We start from the raw sequence: 24,459 nt of genomic DNA on the forward strand, positions 1-24,459 counted from the left end.
CCCACCATGTCCACAACAGCCGCGCCGTCCGGCGCACTTGTCCCCGGACAGTCCGTCACACTTGACGCCGTCGAGGCGCCGGTCGTCCGGCGTTCGGACGTGGTCGTGGTCGGCGGAGGCCCCGCCGGTGTGAGCGCCGCGGTCTCCGCCGCCCGCAGCGGGGCGAGCGTGACACTGCTGGAACGCTACTCGGCGCTCGGCGGACTCGCCTCCGGCGGCATGGTCCTCGTCCTGGACGACATGGTCAACGGCAACGAGATCACGGTCACCGGCATCGTCGACGAGTACGTCGAGCGGATGGCCAAGCTGGGACTCGCGGTCTACCCGCCGGCCGAGGAGCGCGTCTCCTCCCAGGAGATGTGGAACAAGTGGGGCCGCTGGGGGGCATTCGACTTCCACTCCCACACCAGCCCCAAGCCGATCTGCTACGCGGTCGCCTTCGACCCCGACGGCTGGAAGCGCGTGTCCAACGACCTCGTCCGCGAGAGCGGGGTCGACCTCCGACTGCACAGCTGGTTCTCGCGGCCGATCGTCCAGGACGGGGCGGTCAAGGGCGTCGTCTGCGAGACCAAGTCCGGTCCGCAGGCAGTCATGGGCGATGTCGTCATCGACACCACCGGTGACATCGACGTGGCCTCCCGCGCCGGCGCCACGTACGACAAGGACAACTACCTCGTCACCCTGGTCTTCCGGCTCGGCGGCGTGGACACCGCGGCCGCGGAGCGATTCGAGCAGGAGAACCCGCGGGAGGCCCGCGCGATCAACCGCAAGATCAAGCGGCTGCTCGGCGGCGCCTGGGAGCTGTGGTGGCTCAAGACGCCCGTACCCGGCGTGGTGTGGTGCAACGCGCCGCACATGACCGGCTTCGACGGCACCGACCCGGAGTCGCTCACCGAGGCCGAGTTCGAGGCGCGGGGCCGTATCGGCAACGTGCTCGACCACATCAGGTCGGACCTGCCGGGCTTCGAGAGTGCGTATCTGCTCGATGTCGCCGAGCAGATGGGTGTCCGCCAGACCCGTCTGCTGCAGGGCGAGTACGTCGTCACCAAGGACGACGTCACGTCCCGTCGCCACTTCGCCGACAGCGTCTCGCGCGGCCGTGACTACTACACGCCGTACCGCTCGCTCCTGCCGCGCGGCGTCGACCAGTTGCTGGTCGCCGGCCGGCACTACTCGGCCACTCCCGAGGCACAGCGCATCTCGCGCGAGATTCCGCCCTGCATGGCCATGGGCCAGGCCGCCGGTATCGCCGCGGCGACCGCGGTCGAGCACGGCGTGCTGGTACGGGACGTCGACCCGGCCGTGATCCAGAGCCGGATGCGCGACCAGGGCGCCGACCCGGGCGACATCCCCGCCGAGAACGCGACCGTCGACGCAACCATGGAGGCCCGCGCATGAGCACCGTACAGCCGCTGAGCGGCATCACCGTCGTCGATTTCACCCAGGTCTTCATGGGCCCGTCGTGCACGCAGTTGCTCGGCGACTACGGCGCAGATGTGATCAAGGTGGAGCGGCCCGGTACGGGCGACATCGCCCGTACCTCGATCCCGGATCCGGCGGGCCTGGACAATCCCATCTTCCTGTCGATCAACCGCAACAAGCGGAGCATCAGCATCGACACCCGTACCGAGGAGGGCCTCAAGGCCGTCCAGGAGCTGGTGCGCGGCGCCGATGTCGTGGTCAGCAACTTCCGGGCCGGTGTGATGGAGCGTCTCGGCCTCGGTTACGAGGCGCTCCGGGAACTGAGTCCGCGGATCATCTGGGCATCCGGAACCGGCTTCGGCACCTCGGGGCCTTACGCGCACAAGGGCGGCCAGGACGCCATCGCCCAGGCGTACAGCGGTGTGATGTGGCGCCGGGTCGCCGACGACGACCCCGTGACGCTCTACCCGACGACGCTGTGCGACTACACCACCGGCATGCACCTGCTCCAGGGCATCCTGCTCGCCCTGCTGCATCGGGACCGGACGGGGGAGGGGCAGAAGGTCGAGGTGTCGATGTACGACTCCATGCTCCACATGCAGATGCAGGAGGCGTGCCAGCAGCTCAACCGCGGATCCGAGATCAACTGGGCCGCCATGCCGCTCACCGCCGTGCTTCCCACCAGCGACGGTGCACTGATCATGGTCGGCGGCTTCAAGGCCAACCCGCTGCACCACATCAGCCGCGCCCTGGAACTTGACGAGGACCTGGGCGAGCGCCCCGAGTTCGACACCCTCGAGAAGCAGTTCGCCCACAGGCCCGAGCTGCAGCGCATCTTCGCCGAGGCGGTCACAGGCAAATCCACCGACTACTGGGTCAAGCGCCTGGAGGAGGAGGACATCCTCTGCGCCCCGGTGCGGAGTCTGGAGCAGACGCTGGACGACGAACAGACCGCGGTCAACAACATGATCGTCGAGATGGATCACCCGGTCGCGGGCCGCATCCGCGCGCTCAACGCGCCGATCCACCTGTCCGAGGGCGCGGCCACCGTCCGCCGGGTGCCGCCGCAGCTGGGCGAGCACGGCGAGGAGATCCTCGGCGAACTCGGCTACGACATGCAGCAGATAGCCATACTGCGCGAGAAGGGCATCCTGCGATGAGCGACGCGTACACCGACGAGGTGCGCTACGAGCGCGACGGGCACGTCGCCCGGGTCACCATCAGCCGCCCCAAGGTGCTCAACGCCGTCGACGCCAAGACACTGGCCCGGCTGAACGAGATCTGGGCCGAGATCGAGGCCGACCGAGAGGTCCGCGTCGTCGTGGTCACCGGGGACGGCGACCGGGCGTTCTGCGTCGGCGCCGACATGTCCGCCGACGCGGTCGACAAGACCGGCCTGCAGTACTGGGCCGACCTCGACCCCAACGGCTTCGGCGGCCTGAGCCTGCGTACCAGCCTCGATGTCCCGGTCATCGCCCGGGTCAACGGCTACGCGCTCGGCGGCGGCATGGAGATGGTGCTCGGCTGCGACATCGTCGTGGCCGCCGAGAGTGCCAGGTTCGGCCTCACCGAACCGCGGGTCGGCCGGATTCCGCTCGACGGCGGCGTCTTCCGGCTCGTCCGCCGGCTGCAGCACACTCAGGCCATGGGACTGCTGCTCACCGGCCGCAAGGTGCCCGCGGCGGAACTGCACCGCATGGGGCTGGTCAACGAGGTCGTACCGGCCGGGGAGCTGGACGAGGCCGTCGACCGCTGGGTCGCCGACATCCTTGCCTGTGCCCCCACGTCGTTGCGCGCCATCAAGCAGATGGTGCAGCGCACCGAGCACCTGTCGGCGCGGGAGGCGCACGCGATGCGGCTGCCCGCCCTCACCGAGGCGCTGGACAGCGAGGACGGCAAGGAGGGCGTGCTCGCCTTCCAGGAGAAGCGCCCGCCCGTCTGGCCGGGCCGGTAAAGGAGAGCAACTCATGGTCGACAATTTGTCCCCCGGCGTCTGGGGAGTGGTCGCCACACCGTTCCTCGGCTCCGCCCTCGAGGTCGACGAGACCAGCCTGTCCCGGCTGGTGAAGCACTACGAGGGGATCGGTGTCACCGGCCTCACCGTGCTCGGCGTCTTCGGCGAGGCCGCCCGGCTGTCCGCCGAGGAGCGCCGCACGGTGCTCGAGGTGGTTGCCTCATCCGTGGAACTGCCGCTCGTAGTCGGCGTCACCGGACTCGCCACGGCTCCGGTGATCGAGGAGGCCCGGATGGTACGCGAGATGGTTGGGGACCGCCTCGCCGGGCTCATGGTCCAGGTCAACTCCCCGGCCCCGCGCGTCGTCGCCGCACACCTGAACGCCGTGCACGACGCCACCGGCGCGGGCATCGTGGTCCAGGACTACCCGGAGGCCAGCAAGATCGCCATCCGTACGGCCGACCTGGTCCGCGCCGTACAGGCAGTCCCCTCGGCGGTCGGCGTGAAGGCCGAGGCACCGCCGACACCGGCGGCCGTCGCGGTCCTGACCGCCGAACTCGACGTACCCGTCTTCGGCGGCCTCGGCGGGCTGGGTCTGCTGGACGAGCTGGCGGCCGGGGCCGCCGGCGCGATGACCGGCTTCTCCTGCCCGGAGGGCCTGGTCGCCTGCGTCGACGCCTGGCGCAGCGGCGGTTACGACGCCGCCCGCGAGGCGTACCTGCCGTATCTGCCGCTGGTCAATTTCGAGGCCCAGGCGGGAATCGGACTGGCCGTCCGCAAGGAGGCGATCCGGCGCCGCGGGCTGGTCATGGAGTCCGGCGTCAGGCCGCCGGCCGCTGCCATGCCGGAGTCGCTCGTCCCGCAGCTGGAGCGGCATCTGGGGCCGGCCCTGGCCGCGGTGCAGAAGGAGGTGCGGTGATGGATCTCGGAATCCGTGGCCGTACCGCTGTGGTCGCCGCCTCCACCGGTGGTCTCGGCCGCGCGGTGGCCGAGGCGCTCGCGGCCGAAGGAGCCGCCGTCGTCGTCGCCGGACGGCGCGGTGACCTGGCCGAGAAGATCGCCGCCGGGCTGCCCGAGGCCGTGGGCTTCCAGGCCGACCTCACGGCACCGGACGGGCCGCGTGAACTGATCGAGGCCGCCCGCGAGGCGTACGGCGACCCGGACATCCTGGTGGTCAACGGCCCGGGCCCGAAGCCCGGCCGCGCCGTCGACCTCGACGGCGCCGGCACGGACCTCGGATCGGCCGTGGACTCGCTCCTGCTGGCCCAACAACGTCTGGTGGCACAGGTGCTGCCCGCCATGCGGCAGCGCGGCTGGGGACGGATCCTCGCCATCGGCTCCAGCGGTGTCGCCGAGCCACTGGCCGGTCTGGTGCTGTCCAACGCCGGCCGGGCCGCCCTCGCGGCCTACCTCAAGACCCTCGCCGCCGAGGTCGCCCGCGACGGAGTCACCGTCAACCTGCTGCTGCCGGGCCGGATCGCCACCGACCGGGTCGCCCAGCTCGACGCCGCGCGCGCCGAGCGGGAGCAGCGTCCGGTCGCGGACGTCGCGGCAGACTCCCGGGCCGCCATCCCCGCCGGGCGGTACGGCACCCCGGAGGAGTTCGCCGCGGCGGCGGCCTTCCTTTGCGGCGCGCCCGCCTCGTACGTCACCGGAACGGCACTCCGGTGCGACGGCGGCCTCGTCCGCAGCCTGTGACCGGCCGGAACCCACCCGATGAAGGACCACAATTCATGAGCACAGTGCATCGGATCAGTAACCTGATCGGTGGCAAGGACTTCCCCGGCGACGGTTACGAGCGTCGCAATCCCGCGGACCCGTCCGACCTGGTGTCCGTCTCGCCGGCCTCCGGCGTGGATGCCGTGGACGCTGCGGTCACGGCGGCCTGCGACGCCCAGCCGGGCTGGGCGGCACTGCCCGCACCCGCGCGCGGCGCCATTCTGATGGACGCGGCGGAGATTCTGCGCGGCCGTCACGAGGAGATCGCCCGTGACCTGGTGCGGGAGGAAGGCAAGACGCTGGCCGAGGCCCGGGGTGAAGTCCGCCGGGCGATCGATGTGTTCCGCTTCTTCGGTTCCGAGGGCTGGCGGCTCGGCGGCCCGACGCTGCCGAGCTCGCAGCCCGACACCCTGGTGCACACCCGCCGCGAGGCGCTGGGCGTGGTCGGACTGATCACCCCGTGGAACTTCCCGATCGCCATCCCGGCCTGGAAGATGGCGCCGGCACTGATCACGGGCAACGCGGTGGTCCTCAAGCCCGCCGAGCTCACCCCGGTGTCGACCCGTCACCTCGCCGACGCGCTGGTGCAGGCGGGCCTGCCGGCCGGCGTGCTGAATGTGGTGCACGGCGCCGGACCGGTCGTCGGTGAAGCGCTGGTGACCGACCCCCGGGTGTCAGCGGTGTCGTTCACCGGGTCCACGACGGTCGGCATGCACATCGAGCGCACCGTCCACGAGCGACGCGGCCGGGTGCAGGTCGAGATGGGCGGCAAGAACGCCTTGGTGGTGCTCGACGACGCGGACGTCGAGCAGGCCGCACAGGTCGCCGCGGCCGGCGGCTTCGCCCTCACCGGACAGGCCTGCACCGCCTCCTCCCGGGTCATCTGCACCCCAGGCGTGTACGTGGCCTTCGTCGCGGCGCTCACCAAGCAGGCAGAGCGCTACCGTCCGGGCAACGGTCTGGACGGGGACACCCTGATGGGCCCGGTGGTCAGCGAGCAACAGCTCGCCGGTATCGAGGCGGCGATCGAGCGAGCCAGGGACGAGGGCGTGACCGTCGCGGCCGGCGGTGTCGCCCCCCAGGGCCTGATGCTGGCACCCACCGTGCTCACCGGTGTCGGCCGGGACAGCGCCGTCGCGCGTGACGAGATCTTCGGCCCTGTGGTGGCCGTACTTGTCGCCGAGGATCTCGACGACGCGATCGAGCTGGTCAACGACTCGCGGTACGGGCTGGCCGCAGGCGTGTGCACCCGAAGCCTCGCCCGTGCCCAGCGGTTCGCCGCGCGGGTCCGGGCCGGCGTGATCAAGGTCAACCGCCCGACGACCGGGCTGGACCTGAACGTGCCCTTCGGAGGCGTGAAGGATTCGTCCAGCAATACCTACCGCGAGCAGGGAACCGTGGCCACCGAGTTCTACTCCTGGTCCAAGTCCGTCTACCTGGGCTGGGACGACTGAGCCACTGACCAGCCGCACCATCCCGCGGACCGCTGCGGTTGCCGGGCCCCTTCAGGCCCGGCAACCGCAGCGGTTCAGTCGTGGGCCGGAGCACCGAAGCCGTGACGCCCTCGGTGCCGACCCGGGGGACTACTCGCGGTCGCCCGCGCCGGCCTTGCGGCGGCGGACCGCCAGCCCGCCGACGACGCCGAGCACCGCCACAGCACCGACACCGGCGGCCACGGTTCCGGTGGACATGGAGGAGTCGGCGCTCTTGGCGGCCGGGGCGGCCTTGGCGTAGTTCCAGAAGTTCAGCTGGGTGGGCATCACGCCTGCCGTGTCCGCCTTGCCGGAGACAAGGCCCTTCACGGTGTCCGTGCGGGCCGCGTACAGGCCGTTGTCGTAGTACAGGATCATGTCCTGGTTGTGCCGGTACAGGATGTCCTGCATCTGACCGACGATCCGAGCGCGCTCGGCCGGATCGAAGGCCTTGATCTGCTCCTGGAAGAGCTTGTCGTACTCCTTGTCGCAGTGGAATGCGTCGGTGGAGCCGCTGGTGCCGTCGTCCTGCGGGCGGGTGTCGCAGGTCTGGATGCCGAGCATGTAGCTCGGGTCGGGGCCGGTGCCCCAGCTGTCCATCAGCATGTCCCAGTCGCCCTTGGCGAGGTTGTCGTTCAGCTTGGTCATGCCGAACGGCTGGATGGTGACCTCGATGCCGATGTCCTTGAGCCAGCCCTTGACGTACGACGAGATCTGCGCGTCGCCGGTGCTGTCGGAGTGGATACCCAGGCGCAGATTCAGTTTCTTGCCGGACTTCGGCGCCGTTCGTATGCCGTCCTTGCCCTTCTTGTAACCGGCCTCGTCGAGCAGCGCGTTGGCCTTGGCCGGGTCGAAGTCCGTCGCCTCACCGGGCTCGGGAGTCCACGCCCACTGGCTCCAGGCGGGCGGCAGGTAACCCACACCAGGCGCGCCCAGGTTGTTGAGGACCTTCTTGACCAGCGTCTTCTTGTCCGTCGCGTAGGCGATGGCGGTGCGCACGGCCTGGTCGGCGAGCACGGGGTTCGCCGTGCCGATCGCCTTCTCGTTACGGGTCTTCGCCCCGGCGTTGATCTCGATGGCGCTCCAGTGGTGGCCGGGCGTCTGGAAGGCCTTGACGTTCTTCTCGCTCTGCAGGGCCTTGAACTGGGTGGAGTTCATCTTGGTGACATAGTCGAGCTGCCCGCTGCGCAGCGCGGCCACCGCGGCGTCGGTGGTCTTGTACTGCTGCTCGAGCAGGTGGTCGTACTTGGGGGCGCCGAGGAAGAAGTCCTTGTTGGCGTCGAGCTTGGCGTACTGCTCGGTCTTGTAGGTGGCGAGCTTCCAGGGGCCGTAACCGACCAGCGGGAAGCTGTTGTTCTTGAAGCTCTTCAGGTCGCCGGTGTGCTTCTCCCAGATGTGCTTGGGCACGATCGGGATGCTGCTGGGGGTGGAGACGTACAGCATGTTCGACTGCGGGGCCTTGGTGGTGATCACCAGGGTGTTCGCGTCGGTGGCCTCGACCTTGGCGAAGTTTCGGACCAGTGAGCCGTTGGCCGTGGCGGCGGTCTCGTTCGTCATGATCAGGTTCAGCGTCCAGGCGGCGTCCTCGGCCGTGATCGGCCGGCCGTCGGACCATTTCAGACCCTTGTGGATCTTGAAGGTCCAGCTGAGCTTGTCGGCGGAGGTGGTCCAGGAGTCGGCGAGGTAGGGCGCCGCGCTGCCGTCCGGGCGGAGCGAGTTGAGCGACGGGTAGACCTGGCCGAAAATGTCCAGGGCGCCGTCGAAGTACGCGAGGAACGGATTGAGGGTGTCCACTCCGGACGTGTCCATCGTCACGCGGAGGGTGGTACCGGCGCCGTCGGCTTGGGCGGCGGTCGCGGGAAGCGCGAGGATCGGCAGGGCGAGAGTGGCGAGAGCGGCGGCGGCTCTGCGCGGTATGCGCACGTTCACAGGGGGCAACTCCCTTGGGCGGGGACGGGAATGCAGCGGAGGCGCATTGGCTGGAATGCATCCTCGTAAGTAACCTGCGCCAAAGTCCATAGCGACGGCAAGAATTTACAGAGATCTACTGGCGAAAGCGGCGGCCGGCCCCGTCGCGCGGAGCCGGCCGCCTGAGCTGAGTCGAGCTGAGCGTCAGCCGGCGAGGTGGTAGTAACCGAGCAGGTCGCTGTGCGAAGCGATGGTGTCGTCGCGCACGTACGAGGCCGTCTGCGGGGCGTTGACCATCATCGCCACCCCGTTCACGGTGCCGGTGTAGACCCCGACGTGGTGCACGGTCGACGCCGAGCCGCCGAAGAAGACCAGGTCACCGGGGATCGCGGTGGCAGCGGTGACCTTGGTGAAGCGCGGGTTGACCACCTGGTCCTTGGTGGTCTGGCCGATGTCGCCGGCGCCCGCCCGCCAATACAGCCAGCGGGCGAATCCCGAGCAGTCCAGGCCCACCTCCTTGTCGGCCGGGCACGGTGTGATCGAGCCGCCGTAGCCGTCGCAGATGCCGATCGACGGGCCGAAGTCCGTCTCGTGGCCGCCGCCCCAGACGTACTGGATGTTCTGGCCGGTGGCCTGCTCGCCGAAATTGACGACCGCCGCGTAGCGGCCCGAGCCGAGGTCGGCCGGCTGCTGAGGCGCCGGGTCGCCGTACAGCTTCGCCTTGGTGGCGGGGTCCACCACACCGGTGGCCGCCAGCCCCACCGAGGACTGGTAGGTGCGTACCGCGTTGGTGGTGCCGGAGCCGAGGACATGGTCCACGGTCAGCGAGGCGCCATGGGCGTTGAGCTTGATCTGCAGCTCGGTGACGCAGCCGTCGTTCTCGTTGGGCTCCAGGTCCACCGGGCAGCGCAGGCTGCGCAGGTCGATGGCGACCGTGGGGTCCTCGTAGTACAGCGCGGACTTGGTGGCCGGGCCGACCAGACCGTCCGAGGTGAGGCCCTTGGAGGTCTGGTAGGACTGGACGGCCGCAGTCGTCGCCGGGCCGAAGTCGCCGTCCACCGTCAGCGAGGCACCGCCGAAGTTGAGCAGTGTCTGAAGCTCGGTCACGCAGCCGCTCAGCTGGCCCTGCTTGACGGTGCTCGGGCAGTCGGAGGAGAGCAGATTTGTCCGTGCGGGAATAGTCGCGGCCGCCGCGGGCATCGCGGTGCTCAGTGCGAGCAGTCCCGCTGCCGCCGCGACCGCGAATCCGCGGCCGGCCCGGCGGAGTTTTCCGTATGCAGGCATGGTTCTCCCAGGAGTCTGAATCGCCATGGATCGGGGGTTACTTGCCGGCTTGCAGGGCGGACCAGGTCAGATTGCCGACGATCCCGTCCGAGGTCAGGCCCTGGGCGGTCTGGTACGCCTTGACCGCGGTGGTGGTCGCCGGGCCGAAGTCGCCGTCGATGGTGAGCGTCTGACCGCGGGCCGCGATCAGCGCGCGCTGCAGACGCTTGACGTCGGTGCCGGTGGAGCCGGACTGGAGGGTCGGCCTGGTGCCCGCGGACAGCAGGGCGGTCCAGGTGTGGGAGTCGACGGTGCCGGTGACCGGCAGCGACTTGGCGCTCTGGAAGGACTGGACGGCGCTCGTGGTACCCGAGCCGAAGGCCCCGTCCACGGTGCCGGTGAAGTACCCCTGGCGCATCAGCAGGCACTGGGCGGCGCTGACCAGGCCGCCGGAGGAACCCGCGGAAATCGATCCGTACGCCGAGAAGTCGAGGCTCGCGGTGCAGGAACCGGCGAACGGCCCCACGCCGACGTCCAGGTAGTCGCGGTCGATGTTGATCGTCACGCCGCCCCAGGTCTCGTCGGTGTCCCCGCTGAGCTGGTGGATGCGCTGGTGGTCGGCCCAGTACTCGTCGGGAACGTAGGGCGTGGCGTCGTTGTCGGCCTTGCCGTTCCAGCGGGCGAACCAGATGTGGTCCGGCATCGTGTAGGTGCCGGTGGTGTACTCGCCGGCCAGGTCGGCCATGGAGGTCGCGGAGGTGTAGACGCCGGAGAGGTAGCCGCTGCTGTGCAGTTCCTCGGTCCAGGCGCTGAGGAAGGTCATCACCGCGTTACTGCATGCCGTGTTGGTCTGGTCGTACGCCTCCATGTCGTCGTAGAGCACACTGCCCTGCGGCAGCCCGAGTGCGGCAGCGGCGGCGACGGCTTCCTGTGCCTCGCTGTGCCCCTGGCTCGCGGCGGTGGCAAGGGTGGACGACACCTTGTGGCTGAAGGTGTTGCACGGCGCCTGCAGTCCCACATGGATGGGGATGATGTGCCAGCCCGCCGAGGTCTGCGTCTGGATCCACGGCGCGGTCAGGTTGGGCTGGTCGCAGGCGGCGCTGATGCCGCTGATGTACACCCCGATGGCCCGGAACGGCGAGGCGGACCAGGCGGACATCTGCGCGTTGGACGGTGCGGCGCACGGGTCGAAGCCGAGACCGGCGTACGTGCCGGGCTGTGCAGCGACGGCGGACGCGGACATGGCCTCGGCCCGGCCCGCCGGAGCTGCGGACAGGGTCACCGCCTCGGCGCCGGCGTCCAGGTCCGCGCTGTCCAGGATGGTCTGCGCGGCGGCAGCGTCCGCACCCACCGAGGCGGTGACCAGCACTCCGGCTGCCGGTACCGCCTGGCGTATCCGCCCGGACGGCGCACCGCCGGTCCGCGGTGCCGAGGCCCTGGCGGCGCCCTTGGGTGCGATGCGGGTGGAGCCGTCCACCGACTTCCGGCCGGTCGCGTCCAGCGGTTCGATCACCAGCGCTTCGGTGCCGCCGACCAGCCCGGCCGGGCAGGTGGCCTGACCGGCATCGGTGACGTGGCCGAGGTAGACCGCGTGGCGATCGAAGCGCACACAGGTATCGGGGTGCTCGGCCAGGTCGATGACCGGCCAACTGCTGGGCACACGTACGTGATAGCCCCGGTAGGAGACATCCTTGGCGCCGTCGGCGGCGCCGGCCGGTGCTGCGGCGGTGGCCAGGGCGGCGGTGCTCAGCGCGGCCAGCGCGGTGAGCACGGTGGTTGCGGCGCGCAGATGCGCTCGTGGTGGTCTGGGCAGTCTCATGGCACTCCAGGTCGGCCTCTGGGATGGACAGGACATGCGCCTTTCACCCGGATCACGGGGCCGGCTCGCATCGTCGTGCGGCGCCGCCGTGAGCAAGGCAGGCGAAAGGTAGCGCGTCATTGAGTTGCGTTGCACTACCTATTGCCGAAAATTTCTTACCAAGCTGCTGAGCCGTGTCGCGCCAACAGAACTGGCCGGTCCGGCAGTTCGATGTGAGAACTCATCAGCGCGGTTGCGAGTACGCCGGTTTCGGGAGTCCCGGCACGGGGAATGACGGCCTGCGCAGCGATGTTGTGATGTCCATGACCTTCTTTGTTGACGTGACGGTGCGCGGCTACGAGCTCGATACGCAGGGACATCTGAACCAGGCGGTCTATCTGCAGTACGCGGAGCACGCCCGGTGGGAGCTGCTGCGAGCCGCCGGCCTGCCGCAGGAGAAGCTGCTGGCCGGCGGCGTGGGTCCGGTCGCGCTCGAAGTGACGGTGAAGTTCCTGCGGGAGCTGCGGGGCGGTGAACGGGTGCGGGTGACCTGTCAGTTCGTCTACGGCAGCGGAAAGACCTTCCAGGTGGTGCAGAAGATCATCAAGGAGGACGGCACGGTCGCGGCGGAGATCACGGGCGTGGCGGGCATGCTCGACCTGACCGCCCGCAGGCTCATCGCCGATCCGGCCGGCCATCTCGCCTCGCTCGCCGGAAACCCGGACCTGCTCAGCGGCTGATCGCAGGTGGCCGGGCCGTGCGGGAGGCGGTGCGCATGACGGCCGCCGCCTCGTGCGTGGCGTCGGCGCGGCTCCCGCTCTCGTTCACGGGGTGGGATCCGTCCGGTCCGCCCCATGCCCGTGGTGCGATGCGGAGCAAAGTACGATGGGTCTCGTACCATGGAGCGTCCGGACGAAGCGACGACAGGAGCCGACGTGACCGCGACCAGCGCCACTGCCGCGAGTGGCACCGCCGCCCCGGGCGCCGGTGCCCGCGTGCTGGCCCACCCGGCACGTGAGGAGATGCGCATCGAGGCGGTGCTCCACGCGCTCTCCGACCCGATGCGGTTGCGGGTGGTCCGCGAGCTGGCCGCAGCCGAGGGCGAGCTCACCTGCTCCCGTATCGAACTGCCGGTGTCCAAGTCCACATCCACGCACCACTTCCGGGTGCTGCGTGAGAGCGGCATCATCAGTCAGACCTACCGGGGCACCGCCAAGATGAACGGGCTGCGCCGCGACGACCTGGAAGTACTCTTCCCCGGCCTGCTCGACAGCGTTCTCGCCGCCGCGACCCGGCAGGCGGACCGGCTCGGCGAAGGCTGACAGCGCACCGCGGATCCGTCCGCGGTCCTCGATTCAGCGCCGGTCGCTGTGTGCCGCCTCCAGCAGTCCCGCCCAGTCCGGGATCTTCACCGGCCCACGGCCGAGCGACCGCCCCAGCGCCGCTTCCGCCCGCTCGATCGACTGCCAGCCGCCCCACTCCACCGGCTGCAGTCCCCACGCCCGCAGCGCGGCCACCGGATCGGGGGCCGCCGGCCGTCCTGCGAGCAGTGGTGCGTCGTCCAGCAGCGACGCGACCGTCTCCTTTGCACACGACCGGTTCGAGCCGATCACTCCGGTCGGCCCCCGCTTGATCCACCCCGCGACGTACTCGCCGGGCGACGGCACCCCGTCGCGCAGCACCCGCCCCGCCAGATGGGGCACGGTGCCGCGGGCCGGATCGAACGGCAGACCGGGCAGCGGCAGCCCGCGGTAGCCGACGGCCCGCAGAACGAGCTGGGCGTCGATCTCCTCGTACGCACCGGTGTCCTTTATTCCGCCGCCGCCGTCCGGTGCGGTACGCGCGAACCGCACCCCGGCGACCCGCCCGTTTCGTTCGAGGAGCTCGACCGGGCGCAGAAAGAACCGCAGGTGGATCGTGCGCACCGGGGCCGGCCCGGCAGCAGGGGCATCGGCTTCCGCCCACCCGCGCAGTACCTCGATATTGCGCCGCGCCACCGCCGGCAGCTGCACCGGTGAATCCGACGGCGCCCCGGCGGAGACGTACGCCGGATCGCGGGCCAGCTCCGCCCTGTCCACCACGACCCGCGCCCCCGGCAGCCCGCCCAGCTCACGCAGCTCCTTGGTGGTGAACCTGGCCTGGGACGGTCCGCGCCTGCCCGCCATGTGCACCTCGCGCACCCGGCTGCCGGCCAGCGCACCGAGCGCCGGGTGCGGGACATCGGTGGGCCGCAGCTCCTCGGCGCTGCGCGCGAGGATCCGCGCCACGTCGACCGCCACATTGCCGACCCCGATCACCACGACCGAACGGGCCTGCAGAGCAAAGTTGTCGGCAGCCGAATCGGGGTGCGCGCTGTACCACGAGACGAACTCGGTCGCCGAGTGACTGCCGGGCAGATCCTCGCCGGGAACGCCGAGACCGCGGTCGGTCGCCGCACCGACGCAGTAGACCACCGCATGGTAGAGCTCGCTCAGCCGATCGGGTGGCAACCCGTCCCCACCCACCTGCACGTTGCCGAGAAAGGTGATCCGCTCGTGCTCCAGGACGGTTCGTAGATTGTTCTGCAGCGACTTGATCTTCTCGTGGTCGGGGGCGACGCCGTAACGCACGAGGCCGTACGGGCAGGGCAGCCTGTCCAGTACGTCCACCCGGACATCGGGCACCCGGGACTGCTGGACCAGACACTGCGCGGTGTAGACCCCGCTGGGTCCGGAGCCGACGACGGCGACACGAAGCACGGTGCACCTCTTCCCGGAGTGTGCCTCCAGCATTGCACCGGTCGGCGGGGCAGGGGAGAGGCGCGGCCGCACGGCGCGTCAGGAGGACAGCGCGCGCATCCGGTCGATCTCGACCGTCTGCTGGGCGACGACGTCGTCCGCCATCTCCTCGACCTGAACGTTGTTCCCCTCCGAAAGGGCCTCGGTCGCCATCGTGATCGCTCCCTGGTGGTGGGTGATCATCAGCTTCAGGAAGAGTTCGTCGAAGGCCTTGCCCTCGGCCGCGCGCAACTGCTTCAGCTGCGCCTGCGTCGCCATGCCGGGCATCCCGGCGTGGTCGTGGCCGCCCGTGTGCTTCTCGCCGCCATTGTGTTTGAGCCATCCTTCCATGGCACCGATCTCCGGCTTCTGGGCCGCGGAGATGCGCTCGGCGAGCCGCTTGACCGGGATGGACGAGGAGCGGGACGGCACCAGGGCCGTCAATTCCAATGCCTGGGCGTGGTGCTGGATCATCAGTTGTACGTAGCGGAAGTCGGCCGAGTTGGGAGTGTCGTCCACGGCGGCCTTCGCCGCTTCCTCGGCGGACAGCGTCTGTGCGGGCTCCCCGGGTTTGCCAGGTGCAACGACCGAAGGGCCCCCGCCCGCCCGCGCGTTCGCGTCATGGTCTCCGCCGCCCGCATCGCACGCGCCGAGGGAGAGCGCGGCGGCCGCGACGGCGGCGACGACCAGGGATCTGCGCACCTGCACAACCTGATGGCGTATCAACAAGGCTGCCTCCATTGGCATATGGGATGTTTGTAAATCGTTCGGCACAGTTGCGCGATCTCAAGTGTCGGAAACTTTCATTACGTTCCTGTTGCCATCTGTTGGGATACCCATGGGAGGGACGATACTGCCGGGGTCAGTCAACCGTTCAACCACGTATTGGTACAGGGGAGGACGCAGTGACTTCGTTGCACACCACCCGAGTGCGGCGCAGACGTCTGGGTGTGGCGGCAGCCGCCGCCGGGCTCTTCGCCACTCTGCTGACGGCCGGACCAGCGGTGGCGACACCCGACCCCGGTGATCACCCGGCCATCGGTACCGGTCTCTCCGCGAGCCAGGAGGCCGTTGCCGCGGCCGCCATCGAGGACGGCGAGATACCGGGCGTGGACGAGATCGTCCACAGCGACAACATCACCCCGCTGGCGAACATCCCGAAGGACGCGCTCAAGGGCCTCAACACGGACCTGGCGTTCCAGGGGAAGTACGCCTTCGCCGGGAACTACGACGGCTTCCGGATCTTCGACATCAGCAACCCGAGGTCCCCGAAGACCGTCGCCCAGGTGCTCTGCCCCGGATCGCAGAACGACGTCTCGGTCTCCGGGAACCTGCTGTTCCTGTCCACCGACTCCTCGCGCAGCGACAACTCGTGCGCCAGCACCACCCAGCCCGCCACGGAGAAGTCCTCCTGGGAGGGCATGAAGATCTTCGACATCAGTGACAAGCGCAACCCGAAGTACGTCGCCGCCGTCGAGACCGCGTGCGGCTCGCACACCCACACGCTGGTTCCGGAGCGCAGCAGCGTGTACGTGTACGTGTCCTCGTACTCGCCCAACGAGACGTTCCCCGACTGCCAGCCGCCGCACGACGGGATCTCCGTCATCAAGGTGGAGCGCAAGGCGCCCGAGAAGGCCGCGATCGTGAACTTCCCGGTGCTCTTCCCGGACGGCGGCAACCCGGGCGCGCCCACCAACCCGGGAGTCTCCAAGACGACCGGCTGTCACGACATCACGGTGCTGCCGTCGAAGGACCTGGCCGCCGGTGCCTGCATGGGTGACGGCCTGCTGTTCTCCATCAAGGACCCGGAGAACCCGAAGATCATCGACCGGGTCCAGGACAATGTGAACTTCGCGTTCTGGCACTCGGCGACGTTCAACCAGAAGGCGGACAAGGTCGTCTTCACCGATGAGCTCGGCGGCGGTGGCGCCGCCACCTGCAACGAGGAGATCGGGCCGAAGCGCGGCGCCGACGGCATCTACGACATCGTCGGCAGGGGAGACCACCGCAAGCTGGTCTTCCGCAGCTATTTCAAGATCGACCGCCCGCAGGCCGCCACCGAGGTCTGCGTCGCCCACAACGGTTCGATCATCCCGGTCAAGGGCCGCGACCTGATGGTCCAGGCCTGGTACCAGGGCGGAGTCTCGGTATGGGACTTCACCGACTCCTCGGCGCCGAAGGAGATCGCGTACTTCGAGCGCGGTCCCGTCAGTCTGGACGCCGTCACGACGGCCGGCCCCTGGTCGGCGTACTACTACAACGGCTACATCTACTCCAACGACATCGCCAAGGGCTTCGACGTCCTGAAGCTCGACGACCGGCGGACCGACCCCGCGAAGCGGGTACGGATGCCGGAGCTCAATGTGCAGACGCAGCCGGACTACTTCGACCACTGATCCGGCCGCTCAGACATCGCCGAACCGTACGCTCATACCGAGTGCCGCCGGGCGGATCCTCGCCCGGCGGCACTCGGCCGGCAACCGCGGTGCGACGCCTCGTTGACCCACGTCCGGCGCGCGCGCATGCTGTACCTCTGCGTTGACCGGCTCATGCCGTCCGTCATCAGCGCGGCCCCCGACGGATCCGGTCGACCGGGGTGGCTGCCTGATTCCGGCGACGCAGGGGATCGCCGGAATCGGCCGTTCCCTACGCGGCTTCGTACCGGTGGGCCCGCCCGCCCCGCCACTCGACCCATTCGGGACTGTCGAGGATGTGCTCGGGATCGTCGAGCCCCGCGCCCTCCAGAAAGACGATCACATCGTGATCGGAGTGGGCCAGCCCCAGGATCTGGAACCGCCCGTCACGCTGAACGGTGACGCGGCGCCCGCCGGAGGGGGACGGGCGGAAAATCACGATCGGGGGAGAAGTCATGCCTACAGGGTGCGACGCGCCGAAGGCGGCTGCACAGCGAATGGCCCAGCCGGTCGGGTCCTCACGCGGCGGACCTCGCACTCCCGCCCGTCACCGCGGCCCACTCCACCAGCAGTCGCTGGTACTCCTCCTCGTCGTCCGGTGAGAGGCATCCGCCGGAGCGCTGCCACAGGTCACGAATCTCTTCATTCACCACTGCGGCGGAACGCATGGAATTGGCGGAGTGCGGAGAACGGGACATGGCTACAGGCTAAGGCCCCGATGTGACAATCCGACCCATTGGGCGTCAGGGACATCTCTCACATGTCTCCTGGTCCGGATCATGGAACCAACCCGAGCGCCCTTAGCCCGTACGGCCGTTCCTCCACAGGCAGATGGTCCACGAAGCGCACCTCGCACCCCAGCACCGCCGCTCCACCGTCCGCGTGTCGGTTGTCGCCGACCATCACCACATCCGTGGGATCCTGTCCGACAAGCGTGCAGGCAATGTGAAAAAGTTGTGGGTCCGGCTTCTGGATGCCGTGCTCGTACGACAGCACATAGGCGTCGACGAGGGCGTCCAGACCGTGGGCGCGGAAGACCGGTCGAAGGTCCCAGCCGATGTTGCTGACCACGCCGACCCGGGCCCCGCTCGTGCGCAGCGCCCCCAGCACCTCGGCCGCATCCGGGTACGGGCGCCACGCCGCCGGTGACTTGTGCCGGTCGTACAGCGCGTCGTACAGCCCCGGATCCGGCAGGCCGACCTGGCGGGCCAGCCCGGTGTACGCCGCCCGGTGCCGTTCCGCGCTCTCGTCACGGGTGGCCCACACCTCGGCCAGCCGGTCGGGAATGCGTTCCGGGTCCGGGCCGCCCGGCAGTGCCCCGGCAGTCGTCAGCCCCTCCACGTACCGGTCGAAGTCCTCATCGGTCACGGTCGCCTCCCGCTCGGCGAGGACCGCGCCCAGCCAGGACCGGACCGATTCGACACGGAAGAGGGTCCCGGAGAAGTCGAAGAGCGCACCCTTGAACACCATGGGTCCGATCCTTGCCGTTTCAGGGACGATGCGGCAAGGCCGCCCCGCCTGCGCCGCCCGGCCCACGCCCCTCGTACCGTGCGAACCCGGCGATCGAGAATGCGACCACCGCCGCCCCGAGCAGCCAGCCGCCGAGCACATCGGTCAGCCAGTGAACCCCCAGATAGAGCCGGGTGAGCCCCACCCCGATCCCGGAGACCCACGCCACCGTGAGCGCCGCCCACCACACCCGCCGCCCTGCGCCGTGCCGGCGCAGCAGCCACAGCAGCAGGCCGCAGCTCACCACGGCCGTCATCGCGTGTCCGGAAGGGAATGCCGCGTAATGGGCGGAGTCCACCGGGTCCGGCCATCGCGGCCGCTCCCGGCCCACGGCGGACTTCAGCCCCTGCTGCAGCAGGGTGGCGAACAGGCTCGTCGCCGCCACCCATCCCGCGAGCATCCGGGCGCCGCGCAACCACAGCCCCACCACGGCGACGGCGATCAGGGCACGCATCGTCCAGGGATCCCACACCCAGTCCGTCAGGATCCGGTTGGCGTGGACGAGTCCGGGCTCGGTCACCGCCCGCCGGTGCAGCGCGTCGGCGACCGTACGGTCCAGCGACATCAACGGGGACCAGCCCGCGGTGACCAGGATCAACAGCACCAGGGCGAGGGATCCGCAGACGATGCCCGTCCCGAGGGCCGGCACGGTGGCGGGCGTGCGGTCCGGCGGGGAAGGGGATGGTGAGGGGGAGCGCATGGGGCGATCTTCGCGGACGGACCGCCGCACCGGCTATCCCAGCGCGCTGAGTCCCGGCACGAAGGCCACCAGCAGCGGCACCACCGGAACCAGGGCGGCTGCCGCGGTCAGCCGCAGCCGGCGTCCGGCGGTGAGCCGCTCCACCGGGGACAGCAGCCGGTTCACCCGCAGCGGCAGTTGCGCGTCCGGCGTCGGGCAGGGGCCGAACACGCCCCGGTCCTCGTTCAGTTCGACCAGGGCCAGAGCGATCGTCAGCCGTCCGAAGCGCCGCGACGCCACGTCGTCGGCGGCCAGTTCGACGAGCCGGTGCATCTCGTCGCGGAACGCGGCGAACACCGGGACCTGCGGGAACCCCGTCGCCAGCGCCGCCGAACAGTGCAGCAGCCAGTCATGCCGTGCCTGGGCGTGCCCCTGCTCATGAGCCAGCACCGCATCCAGCTGGCGGCCTTTCAGCCGGCCAAGTGCCGCGGTGGTGATGACCAGTTGGGGCGCATTCCCCGGCAGCCACCAGGCATCCGGGCGTTCGCCCTCCAGCACCACGAGCCGGCCGCTGCCGGCCTCCTCGCCGGGCATCAACGGGGAACGGACCAGCAGTTCGGCCCGGCGCTGCCTGCGCCGCAGCCGTGCCTGGCGGATCTCCCGGGTCAGCATCGCACCGGTCCAGACGCCGCCGAGCGCCAGCAGCACGGCGATGACGGCGGACCACGGCCCGTACGCGGCCAGCGCGTATGCCTCCACCACGGCATGGGGTGCGGGCGCGAACACCTGCCCGCGTACCGCCTGCCAGGCGGCGGCCGCGCTGAACGTCATGGAGAGCCCGAAGGACAGCAGCACCCCCGCCACCACGCACTGCCACACCCACAGCGCCACGACGGGCTCCCGCTCCGGCCATTCGGCCCGCGCCATCAGCCGCGGGGTCACGACGGCGGCCAGTGCACCGAGCAGCAGCAGCGCGAGGGAGACCAACATGGCGTCAGCCTATGAGCGGCGCACTACCCACGGGTATGGCTGCGCTCGGCAAGTGACGTACGCCACGCATTGCCGTGCCTCCTGTCTCACAACGTGAGCAGCATCGCGAACATGGCGATCCCCATCGTCAGCCTGCAGGCCAGCGCAAGCTCGGGCCGTGCGCCCCAGGCGCCCCCGGTCGGCCCGCCGCCCGCGCCCGCCGTGGCGGCGATCGGTATCAGCCGTGCCCCGGACCGCAGCACATAGGCCGCGTAGTAGACCAGCAGCACCCCGGTCAGCAGCGGCAACCCCCCGGCGACCTGTGCCATCTGATGCCCGCCGTGCCCGGTGTGACCCCCGTGCGCCGCCGCGCCGCTGCCGGGCGCCGCCATCACCACCGCCATGTAGACCATCGCCAGCGAGCCGACCAGATGGTGCAGATGGTGCCCTTTGTGCCGAGCGAACCACAGGGCGCGCAACGCGGCCCCGCCGAACAGCACCACGTACACCGCCCATCCCCACACGGGCGGCGTGATCACCGCGGCGGGCACCGCCATGGCCGCCATGCCGAAGCCCATCAGGGCCTCCGCACGCGCCGTTCTGCGCTCCTCCTGCGTCCCGTTACGCATCCGCAGCAGGCAGTACGCGCCCGTCACCCCGCACAACGCCATCAGCAGCCAACTGGACATCGTCGGTCCGTGCACAGTGCACCTCCCCAGGACGTACGACGTCGGTGTCGACTAGTCGATGCCCCGACCGGGCAGGTCGTACGCGGCGCACTGATGTACGAGGGGAGCGCGTTGCAGGAACTGGCCGGAAGGAAACACCACTTCCGCGCCGTCGAGGGATCAGGGCCGGGAGCGCAACGGGTGGTCCGCCGGCACCTCGACGACCGCGATCCGGACCCCGTCCGGATCGGAGATCCACATCTCCACGAGCCCCCACGGCTCGCGCACCGGTGGCCGCTCCACGTCGACGCCGCGGGCTGACAGCTCCTCGTACGCCACCTGGACATCCGCGACCTGGAGCCACAGCCGCAGCGCGGGCGAGGGCGGCGCTGCGGAGCGCCCGGAGACCTCCAGGAAGCCACCGCCGAGAAAGTAGACCGTGCCCCGCTCGGGACCGGTGCCGAACTCCCGGTACAACGGGAGCCCGAGGGACTCTCCGTAGAACACCCGTGACCGCTCGGGATCCGTCGGGCTCAACAGGACCCTGCTGCTCAGCACATGCACCATGGGCCAGACCCTAGGCACAGAGCTCCGGGTTACGCTGCTGCGGCACGGCCCAGCAGAGAAACGGAGAGCCTCACCATGGACACCGCCCCGCCCCGTGACTCGGGACAGCTGACCTTCCGCGACGCGACCGACGCCGATGTGCCCGCACTCGTGACGCTGATCGAGTCGGCGTACCGAGGGGACTCCAGCCGGGCAGGGTGGACCACCGAGGCGGACATCCTGGACGGGCAGCGGACCGACCCCGACGGGGTCCGTCAGGTCGTCGAGGCTCCCGGCAGCCGGCTGCTCGTGGTGGAACGGGACGGGGAGCCGATCGCCTGCTGCCAGCTCGAACACCGCGGTGAGGCAGCCTACTTCGGGATGTTCGCGGTCCGTCCCGAGCTGCAGGGCGGCGGGCTCGGCAAGGTCATCATCGCCGAGGCCGAGCGCACCGTAAGGGAGAGCTGGGGCGCGACCGAGATGCACATGACCGTGATCTCGGTGCGCGAGGAGCTGATCGCCTGGTACGAACGCCGCGGCTATCGCCGTACGGGAAAGCTGACCCCGTTCCCGTACGGCGACGAACGCTTCGGCATTCCGCAGCGCGACGATCTCGCCTTCGAACTGCTGATCAAGGATCTGCAGGACGACTAGCAGTACCCGGTACGACTGGTCGTACGCAGCACACAAGGGCAAGCAGCGGTACCGCGCACTGCGACTACGCGGTGAAGCGGCCGGCGCGGCGGATCTCCGGGAAGTCGGTGGTCGCGCCGTCCAGCCCCAGGCCGCGAGCCAGGCGCAGATGATCCTGGGTGTTCACCACCCAGCCGATGACCTTCAGACCTTCGGCGTGCGCCTGCTCGACGACCTCCAGGGTGAGGCGGCGGATGTTCAGTACGAGCGTCGCCGCGCCCACCGCTTTGGCCCGGTCCACCACGTCGCTCTTCCACCGGCTGGCGACGAGCGCGGTCCGCACCCCCGGCACGAGTTGGGCGATCTCGGCGATCGCCTCGTCGTGGAACGACAACACCTCGACCCGGTCGACGAGATCGCGCCGCCGCATCACATCGGCCAGCGCCCGGGCGGCCGCCACATCCTTGATCTCCGCCTGCACGGGGGAGCGCACGGCGTCGAGTACCTCCTCGAAGACGGGCACCCGCTCGCCCTGCCCGGCATCGAGTTCACGCAGCTCGGCGAGGGTCTTCTCGGCGATCAGGCCCGTGCCGTCGGTCGTACGGTCCACGTCGGCGTCGTGCATGACGGCGAGCGCGCCGTCCTTGCTCAGATGAAGGTCCAGCTCGATGGCGTCCATTCCGGCCCGTTCGGCGTGGACGAACGACCGCAGAGTGTTCTCCGGCTCGACACCCATCACCCCGCGATGACCGATGGTGAGAAAAGTCAAGGCAATCTCGCTTCCGTCGACGGCGGCTCCCCGCGTGCTGCTCCTACCCACGCGGCAGTACGGCACTACAGCCTTGCGGCAATTCGGCACTCGGCAGCCTAGCGACCCGGCGCGAAGAGGTGAGCGGTCCCGCGCGGGGGAGCGGCGCCGTGACCCTGGATCTCGGCGGCGCCGAGCAGGAAACCCGTGATGACGGCTGCGACCAGGACGGCACGGATGCTCACGCGGAAAATCTCCCGTTGGCTGGGTGCTGCGACAGAGAGGGCGGGACGGCAGGCGGGGGGGCTGTGGGGTGGATGCCGTCCGTCCTACCGCCGGCGGCAGGTGCGCCGCGAGCCGTGTCACTCGTGCGTGGGCGCGCCGTGCGCGGCCTGAACGAACGGGTGTACGAGTCGAGGTCGCCGTACCTCCCGCCCGGCCGACGGAAGCGGTCGCAGGGGCGGGGTATGACAGGAAAAATAGCGGTGACCATGGGGGGCCGGCAGGATAATTTTCTGGGGCCCACTTGTCTCGAGGAACCGCACACGGATACGGTTGCTTAACGCGAGGTTCTCCCGTGGAGGAAGTGTGATGACGGAAATTCTTGTGCACGATGCCGCCCCCGGCGCGATAACTGCTGCCCGACGGGTGGTTGAGCAGCCGGCCTGGCCTGCGCTCAAGAATGCCGTGGAGGAGATCCGCCCCTGGCAGTCGAAGGACGGCTCGATCGACTTCGACGCCGACGGCGCGCCTTCCCCGGCAACCGTCCGGGCGACGCTGGACCGGGTGACCGCCGCGATCGAGGAGCTTGCCCCGCTGCTCCCGCACGACGCCGCGTACCACCGCGCCCTTGTCATGGACCTGCGTCGCTGGGCGGACGACGGCTTCGGCGTGCCGGACTTCCTGGACTCGCTGCTCGCCTTCCAGCCCGCCAAGGACCGCGCCGACGGCCTGCAGCACCTGGTCGTCTTCGCGATGTACACGCAGAACGGCAACCCGGACCGCAACCTCGAAGCGGTCGTGCTGCGGATGGTCTGGCCGGAGTGGCTCGCCGAGCTCGAGGCCACCCGTTATGACAACCCGCTGTTCTGCGGCATCACCTTCGAGGACTTCACCTCCGGCTACGACACCAACTCCGCGGTGCTCTTCCCGGAGACGATCGCCGTGCGCGAGGCGCCCGAGCGCTTCAGCTGGGGCGGCATCTTCTGTGACCGCGAGGCCGCTCGCTTCCGCCGTGTCACCGAGGCCTCCGTCGAACTGCTCGGGGTCGAGCTGCCCGCGGACATCCGCGACATGGTCGGCGACCAGCAGCGCTGCGAGCAGGCTTTCGTGCTCTGGGACATGGTCCACGACCGCACCCACAGCCACGGCGACCTGCCGTTCGACCCGTTCATGATCAAGCAGCGCCAGCCGTTCTGGATGTACGGCCTGGAGGAGCTGCGCTGTGACCTCACCGCCTTCAAGGAGGCCGTGAAGCTGGAGGCCGACGGCTTCCCGCAGGGTCGCGATGTGCAGTACGCCGTGCTGTTCGACCGGATGTTCCGCTTCCCGGTCACCGGCGAGCGCGTCCGCAACTACGACGGTCTCGGCGGCCAGCTGCTCTTCGCGTACCTCCACAAGCACGACGTGGTCCGCTGGACCGACAACACCCTGAAGATCGACTGGGACCGCGCCCCGCAGGTCACCAACCAGCTCTGCGGCGAGATCGAGAAGCTCTACCGCGACGGCATCGACCGCCCGAAGCTGGTCCACTGGTTCGCCGCGTACGACCTGGTCTCGACCTACCTCGCCCCGCACCCCGGCTCCCGCTGGGCCAAGGGTCCGGACGCCCTGGACCTGACGCAGCCGCCGCGCAAGCTCGTGGACGACGTGCTTCCGGACGAGTTTCCCCTGAGCATGTTCTATGAGGCGCTCGCCAAGAAGCTGAAGCACGTGATCGCCTCCACCAAGGGGATCACCGCGGCGGCCGACGCCGAGCAGGCAGCCGCGTGAGCGCCCGTA

Annotated in this window: 25 protein-coding genes; 11 read left to right on the top strand and 14 right to left on the bottom strand. The window is 69.7% G+C overall.

The features are described from left to right. Positions 1–6: 6 nt before the first annotated feature. The 6 genes from OHA03_RS29155 to OHA03_RS29180 are packed head-to-tail and all read left to right on the top strand — an operon-like array spanning position 7 to position 6,549. Entirely contained in the window at positions 7–1,398 is a 1,392-nt protein-coding gene (locus OHA03_RS29155) for an FAD-dependent oxidoreductase (RefSeq protein ID WP_323181264.1), read from the top strand. Then, entirely contained in the window at positions 1,395–2,582 is a 1,188-nt protein-coding gene (locus OHA03_RS29160) for a CaiB/BaiF CoA-transferase family protein (protein ID WP_267006705.1), read from the top strand. Before OHA03_RS29155 ends, OHA03_RS29160 begins: the two co-directional genes overlap by 4 nt. Further along, a complete protein-coding gene (locus tag OHA03_RS29165; protein WP_267006706.1) occupies positions 2,579–3,376 on the top strand; it encodes an enoyl-CoA hydratase-related protein in 798 nt (265 codons plus the stop codon). Before OHA03_RS29160 ends, OHA03_RS29165 begins: the two co-directional genes overlap by 4 nt. A 13-nt stretch (positions 3,377–3,389) precedes the next feature. Continuing rightward, positions 3,390–4,295, top strand: a complete 906-nt coding sequence (locus tag OHA03_RS29170) for a dihydrodipicolinate synthase family protein (RefSeq protein ID WP_267006707.1) — start codon at positions 3,390–3,392, stop codon at positions 4,293–4,295. Next, on the top strand, positions 4,295–5,074 hold the full coding sequence (locus OHA03_RS29175) for an SDR family oxidoreductase (protein WP_267006708.1): 780 nt from the start codon (positions 4,295–4,297) through the stop codon (positions 5,072–5,074). Before OHA03_RS29170 ends, OHA03_RS29175 begins: the two co-directional genes overlap by 1 nt. Positions 5,075–5,109: 35 nt before the next feature. Continuing rightward, positions 5,110–6,549, top strand: a complete 1,440-nt coding sequence (locus tag OHA03_RS29180) for an aldehyde dehydrogenase family protein (RefSeq protein WP_267006709.1) — start codon at positions 5,110–5,112, stop codon at positions 6,547–6,549. 129 nt (positions 6,550–6,678) lie between these two features. Here the strand turns inward: OHA03_RS29180 and OHA03_RS29185 are convergent, their stop codons facing one another. The 3 genes from OHA03_RS29185 to OHA03_RS29195 form a co-directional block, all read right to left on the bottom strand. Beyond that, positions 6,679–8,496 carry a peptide ABC transporter substrate-binding protein gene (locus tag OHA03_RS29185; RefSeq protein ID WP_267006710.1) on the bottom strand — a complete coding sequence of 606 codons (1,818 nt, stop codon included), beginning with the start codon at positions 8,494–8,496 and terminating at the stop codon, positions 6,679–6,681. A 183-nt stretch (positions 8,497–8,679) separates the two neighbouring features. Then, positions 8,680–9,759 carry a peptidoglycan-binding protein gene (locus tag OHA03_RS29190; protein ID WP_267006711.1) on the bottom strand — a complete coding sequence of 360 codons (1,080 nt, stop codon included), beginning with the start codon at positions 9,757–9,759 and terminating at the stop codon, positions 8,680–8,682. Between the two features lie 37 nt (positions 9,760–9,796). Then, a complete protein-coding gene (locus OHA03_RS29195) occupies positions 9,797–11,557 on the bottom strand; it encodes a glycoside hydrolase domain-containing protein (RefSeq protein WP_267006712.1) in 1,761 nt (586 codons plus the stop codon). Between the two features lie 302 nt (positions 11,558–11,859). On the opposite strand from OHA03_RS29195, the gene OHA03_RS29200 reads away from it, so the two are divergent. Both OHA03_RS29200 and OHA03_RS29205 read left to right on the top strand, forming a co-directional pair. Beyond that, positions 11,860–12,276: a thioesterase family protein gene (locus tag OHA03_RS29200; protein ID WP_267006713.1), complete on the top strand. Its 417-nt coding sequence runs from the start codon at positions 11,860–11,862 to the stop codon at positions 12,274–12,276. 282 nt (positions 12,277–12,558) lie between these two features. Further along, entirely contained in the window at positions 12,559–12,858 is a 300-nt protein-coding gene (locus OHA03_RS29205) for a helix-turn-helix transcriptional regulator (RefSeq protein WP_267008199.1), read from the top strand. Between the two features lie 33 nt (positions 12,859–12,891). On the opposite strand, the gene OHA03_RS29210 is transcribed toward OHA03_RS29205, so the two are convergent. Together OHA03_RS29210 and OHA03_RS29215 are read right to left on the bottom strand one after the other, a co-directional pair. Then, a complete protein-coding gene (locus tag OHA03_RS29210; RefSeq protein WP_267006714.1) occupies positions 12,892–14,274 on the bottom strand; it encodes an FAD-dependent oxidoreductase in 1,383 nt (460 codons plus the stop codon). A 78-nt stretch (positions 14,275–14,352) separates the two neighbouring features. After that, a complete protein-coding gene (locus tag OHA03_RS29215) occupies positions 14,353–15,039 on the bottom strand; it encodes a DUF305 domain-containing protein (protein ID WP_267006715.1) in 687 nt (228 codons plus the stop codon). A 158-nt stretch (positions 15,040–15,197) separates the two neighbouring features. On the opposite strand from OHA03_RS29215, the gene OHA03_RS29220 reads away from it, so the two are divergent. After that, a complete protein-coding gene (locus OHA03_RS29220) occupies positions 15,198–16,688 on the top strand; it encodes an LVIVD repeat-containing protein (protein WP_267006716.1) in 1,491 nt (496 codons plus the stop codon). 250 nt (positions 16,689–16,938) lie between these two features. Here the strand turns inward: OHA03_RS29220 and OHA03_RS29225 are convergent, their stop codons facing one another. The 7 genes from OHA03_RS29225 to OHA03_RS29255 form a co-directional block, all read right to left on the bottom strand. Further along, positions 16,939–17,163: a hypothetical protein gene (locus OHA03_RS29225; protein WP_267006717.1), complete on the bottom strand. Its 225-nt coding sequence runs from the start codon at positions 17,161–17,163 to the stop codon at positions 16,939–16,941. Between the two features lie 61 nt (positions 17,164–17,224). Continuing rightward, positions 17,225–17,404: a hypothetical protein gene (locus OHA03_RS29230; protein ID WP_267006718.1), complete on the bottom strand. Its 180-nt coding sequence runs from the start codon at positions 17,402–17,404 to the stop codon at positions 17,225–17,227. Positions 17,405–17,483: 79 nt separating this feature from the next. Next, positions 17,484–18,176 carry an HAD family hydrolase gene (locus OHA03_RS29235; protein WP_267006719.1) on the bottom strand — a complete coding sequence of 231 codons (693 nt, stop codon included), beginning with the start codon at positions 18,174–18,176 and terminating at the stop codon, positions 17,484–17,486. A 19-nt stretch (positions 18,177–18,195) separates the two neighbouring features. Continuing rightward, positions 18,196–18,915: a phosphatase PAP2 family protein gene (locus tag OHA03_RS29240; RefSeq protein WP_267006720.1), complete on the bottom strand. Its 720-nt coding sequence runs from the start codon at positions 18,913–18,915 to the stop codon at positions 18,196–18,198. A gap of 33 nt (positions 18,916–18,948) precedes the next feature. Further along, positions 18,949–19,884 (bottom strand): M56 family metallopeptidase, encoded by a 936-nt coding sequence (locus tag OHA03_RS29245; protein ID WP_267006721.1) that lies wholly within the window; start codon positions 19,882–19,884, stop codon positions 18,949–18,951. 86 nt (positions 19,885–19,970) lie between these two features. Continuing rightward, positions 19,971–20,567 (bottom strand): DUF5134 domain-containing protein, encoded by a 597-nt coding sequence (locus OHA03_RS29250; RefSeq protein WP_267006722.1) that lies wholly within the window; start codon positions 20,565–20,567, stop codon positions 19,971–19,973. Positions 20,568–20,711: 144 nt separating this feature from the next. Next, positions 20,712–21,098: a VOC family protein gene (locus OHA03_RS29255; RefSeq protein ID WP_267006723.1), complete on the bottom strand. Its 387-nt coding sequence runs from the start codon at positions 21,096–21,098 to the stop codon at positions 20,712–20,714. Positions 21,099–21,173: 75 nt separating this feature from the next. Between OHA03_RS29255 and OHA03_RS29260 the strand changes: the two genes are divergently transcribed. Then, complete coding sequence (locus tag OHA03_RS29260) at positions 21,174–21,731, top strand: GNAT family N-acetyltransferase (protein ID WP_267006724.1); 558 nt, start codon at positions 21,174–21,176, stop codon at positions 21,729–21,731. A gap of 64 nt (positions 21,732–21,795) precedes the next feature. Here OHA03_RS29260 and OHA03_RS29265 read toward each other — a convergent pair whose 3' ends face one another. Beyond that, positions 21,796–22,479, bottom strand: coding sequence for a glycerophosphodiester phosphodiesterase family protein (locus OHA03_RS29265; RefSeq protein ID WP_267006725.1), 684 nt, complete (start codon positions 22,477–22,479; stop codon positions 21,796–21,798). A 98-nt stretch (positions 22,480–22,577) separates the two neighbouring features. Further along, positions 22,578–22,703: a hypothetical protein gene (locus tag OHA03_RS29270; protein WP_267006726.1), complete on the bottom strand. Its 126-nt coding sequence runs from the start codon at positions 22,701–22,703 to the stop codon at positions 22,578–22,580. A 346-nt stretch (positions 22,704–23,049) separates the two neighbouring features. On the opposite strand from OHA03_RS29270, the gene OHA03_RS29275 reads away from it, so the two are divergent. Beyond that, positions 23,050–24,450 carry a DUF6421 family protein gene (locus OHA03_RS29275; RefSeq protein ID WP_267006727.1) on the top strand — a complete coding sequence of 467 codons (1,401 nt, stop codon included), beginning with the start codon at positions 23,050–23,052 and terminating at the stop codon, positions 24,448–24,450. The last annotated feature ends 9 nt before the right edge of the window (positions 24,451–24,459 follow it).

Source organism: Streptomyces sp. NBC_00154 (assembly GCF_026342835.1).
Lineage (GTDB): Bacteria > Actinomycetota > Actinomycetes > Streptomycetales > Streptomycetaceae > Streptomyces.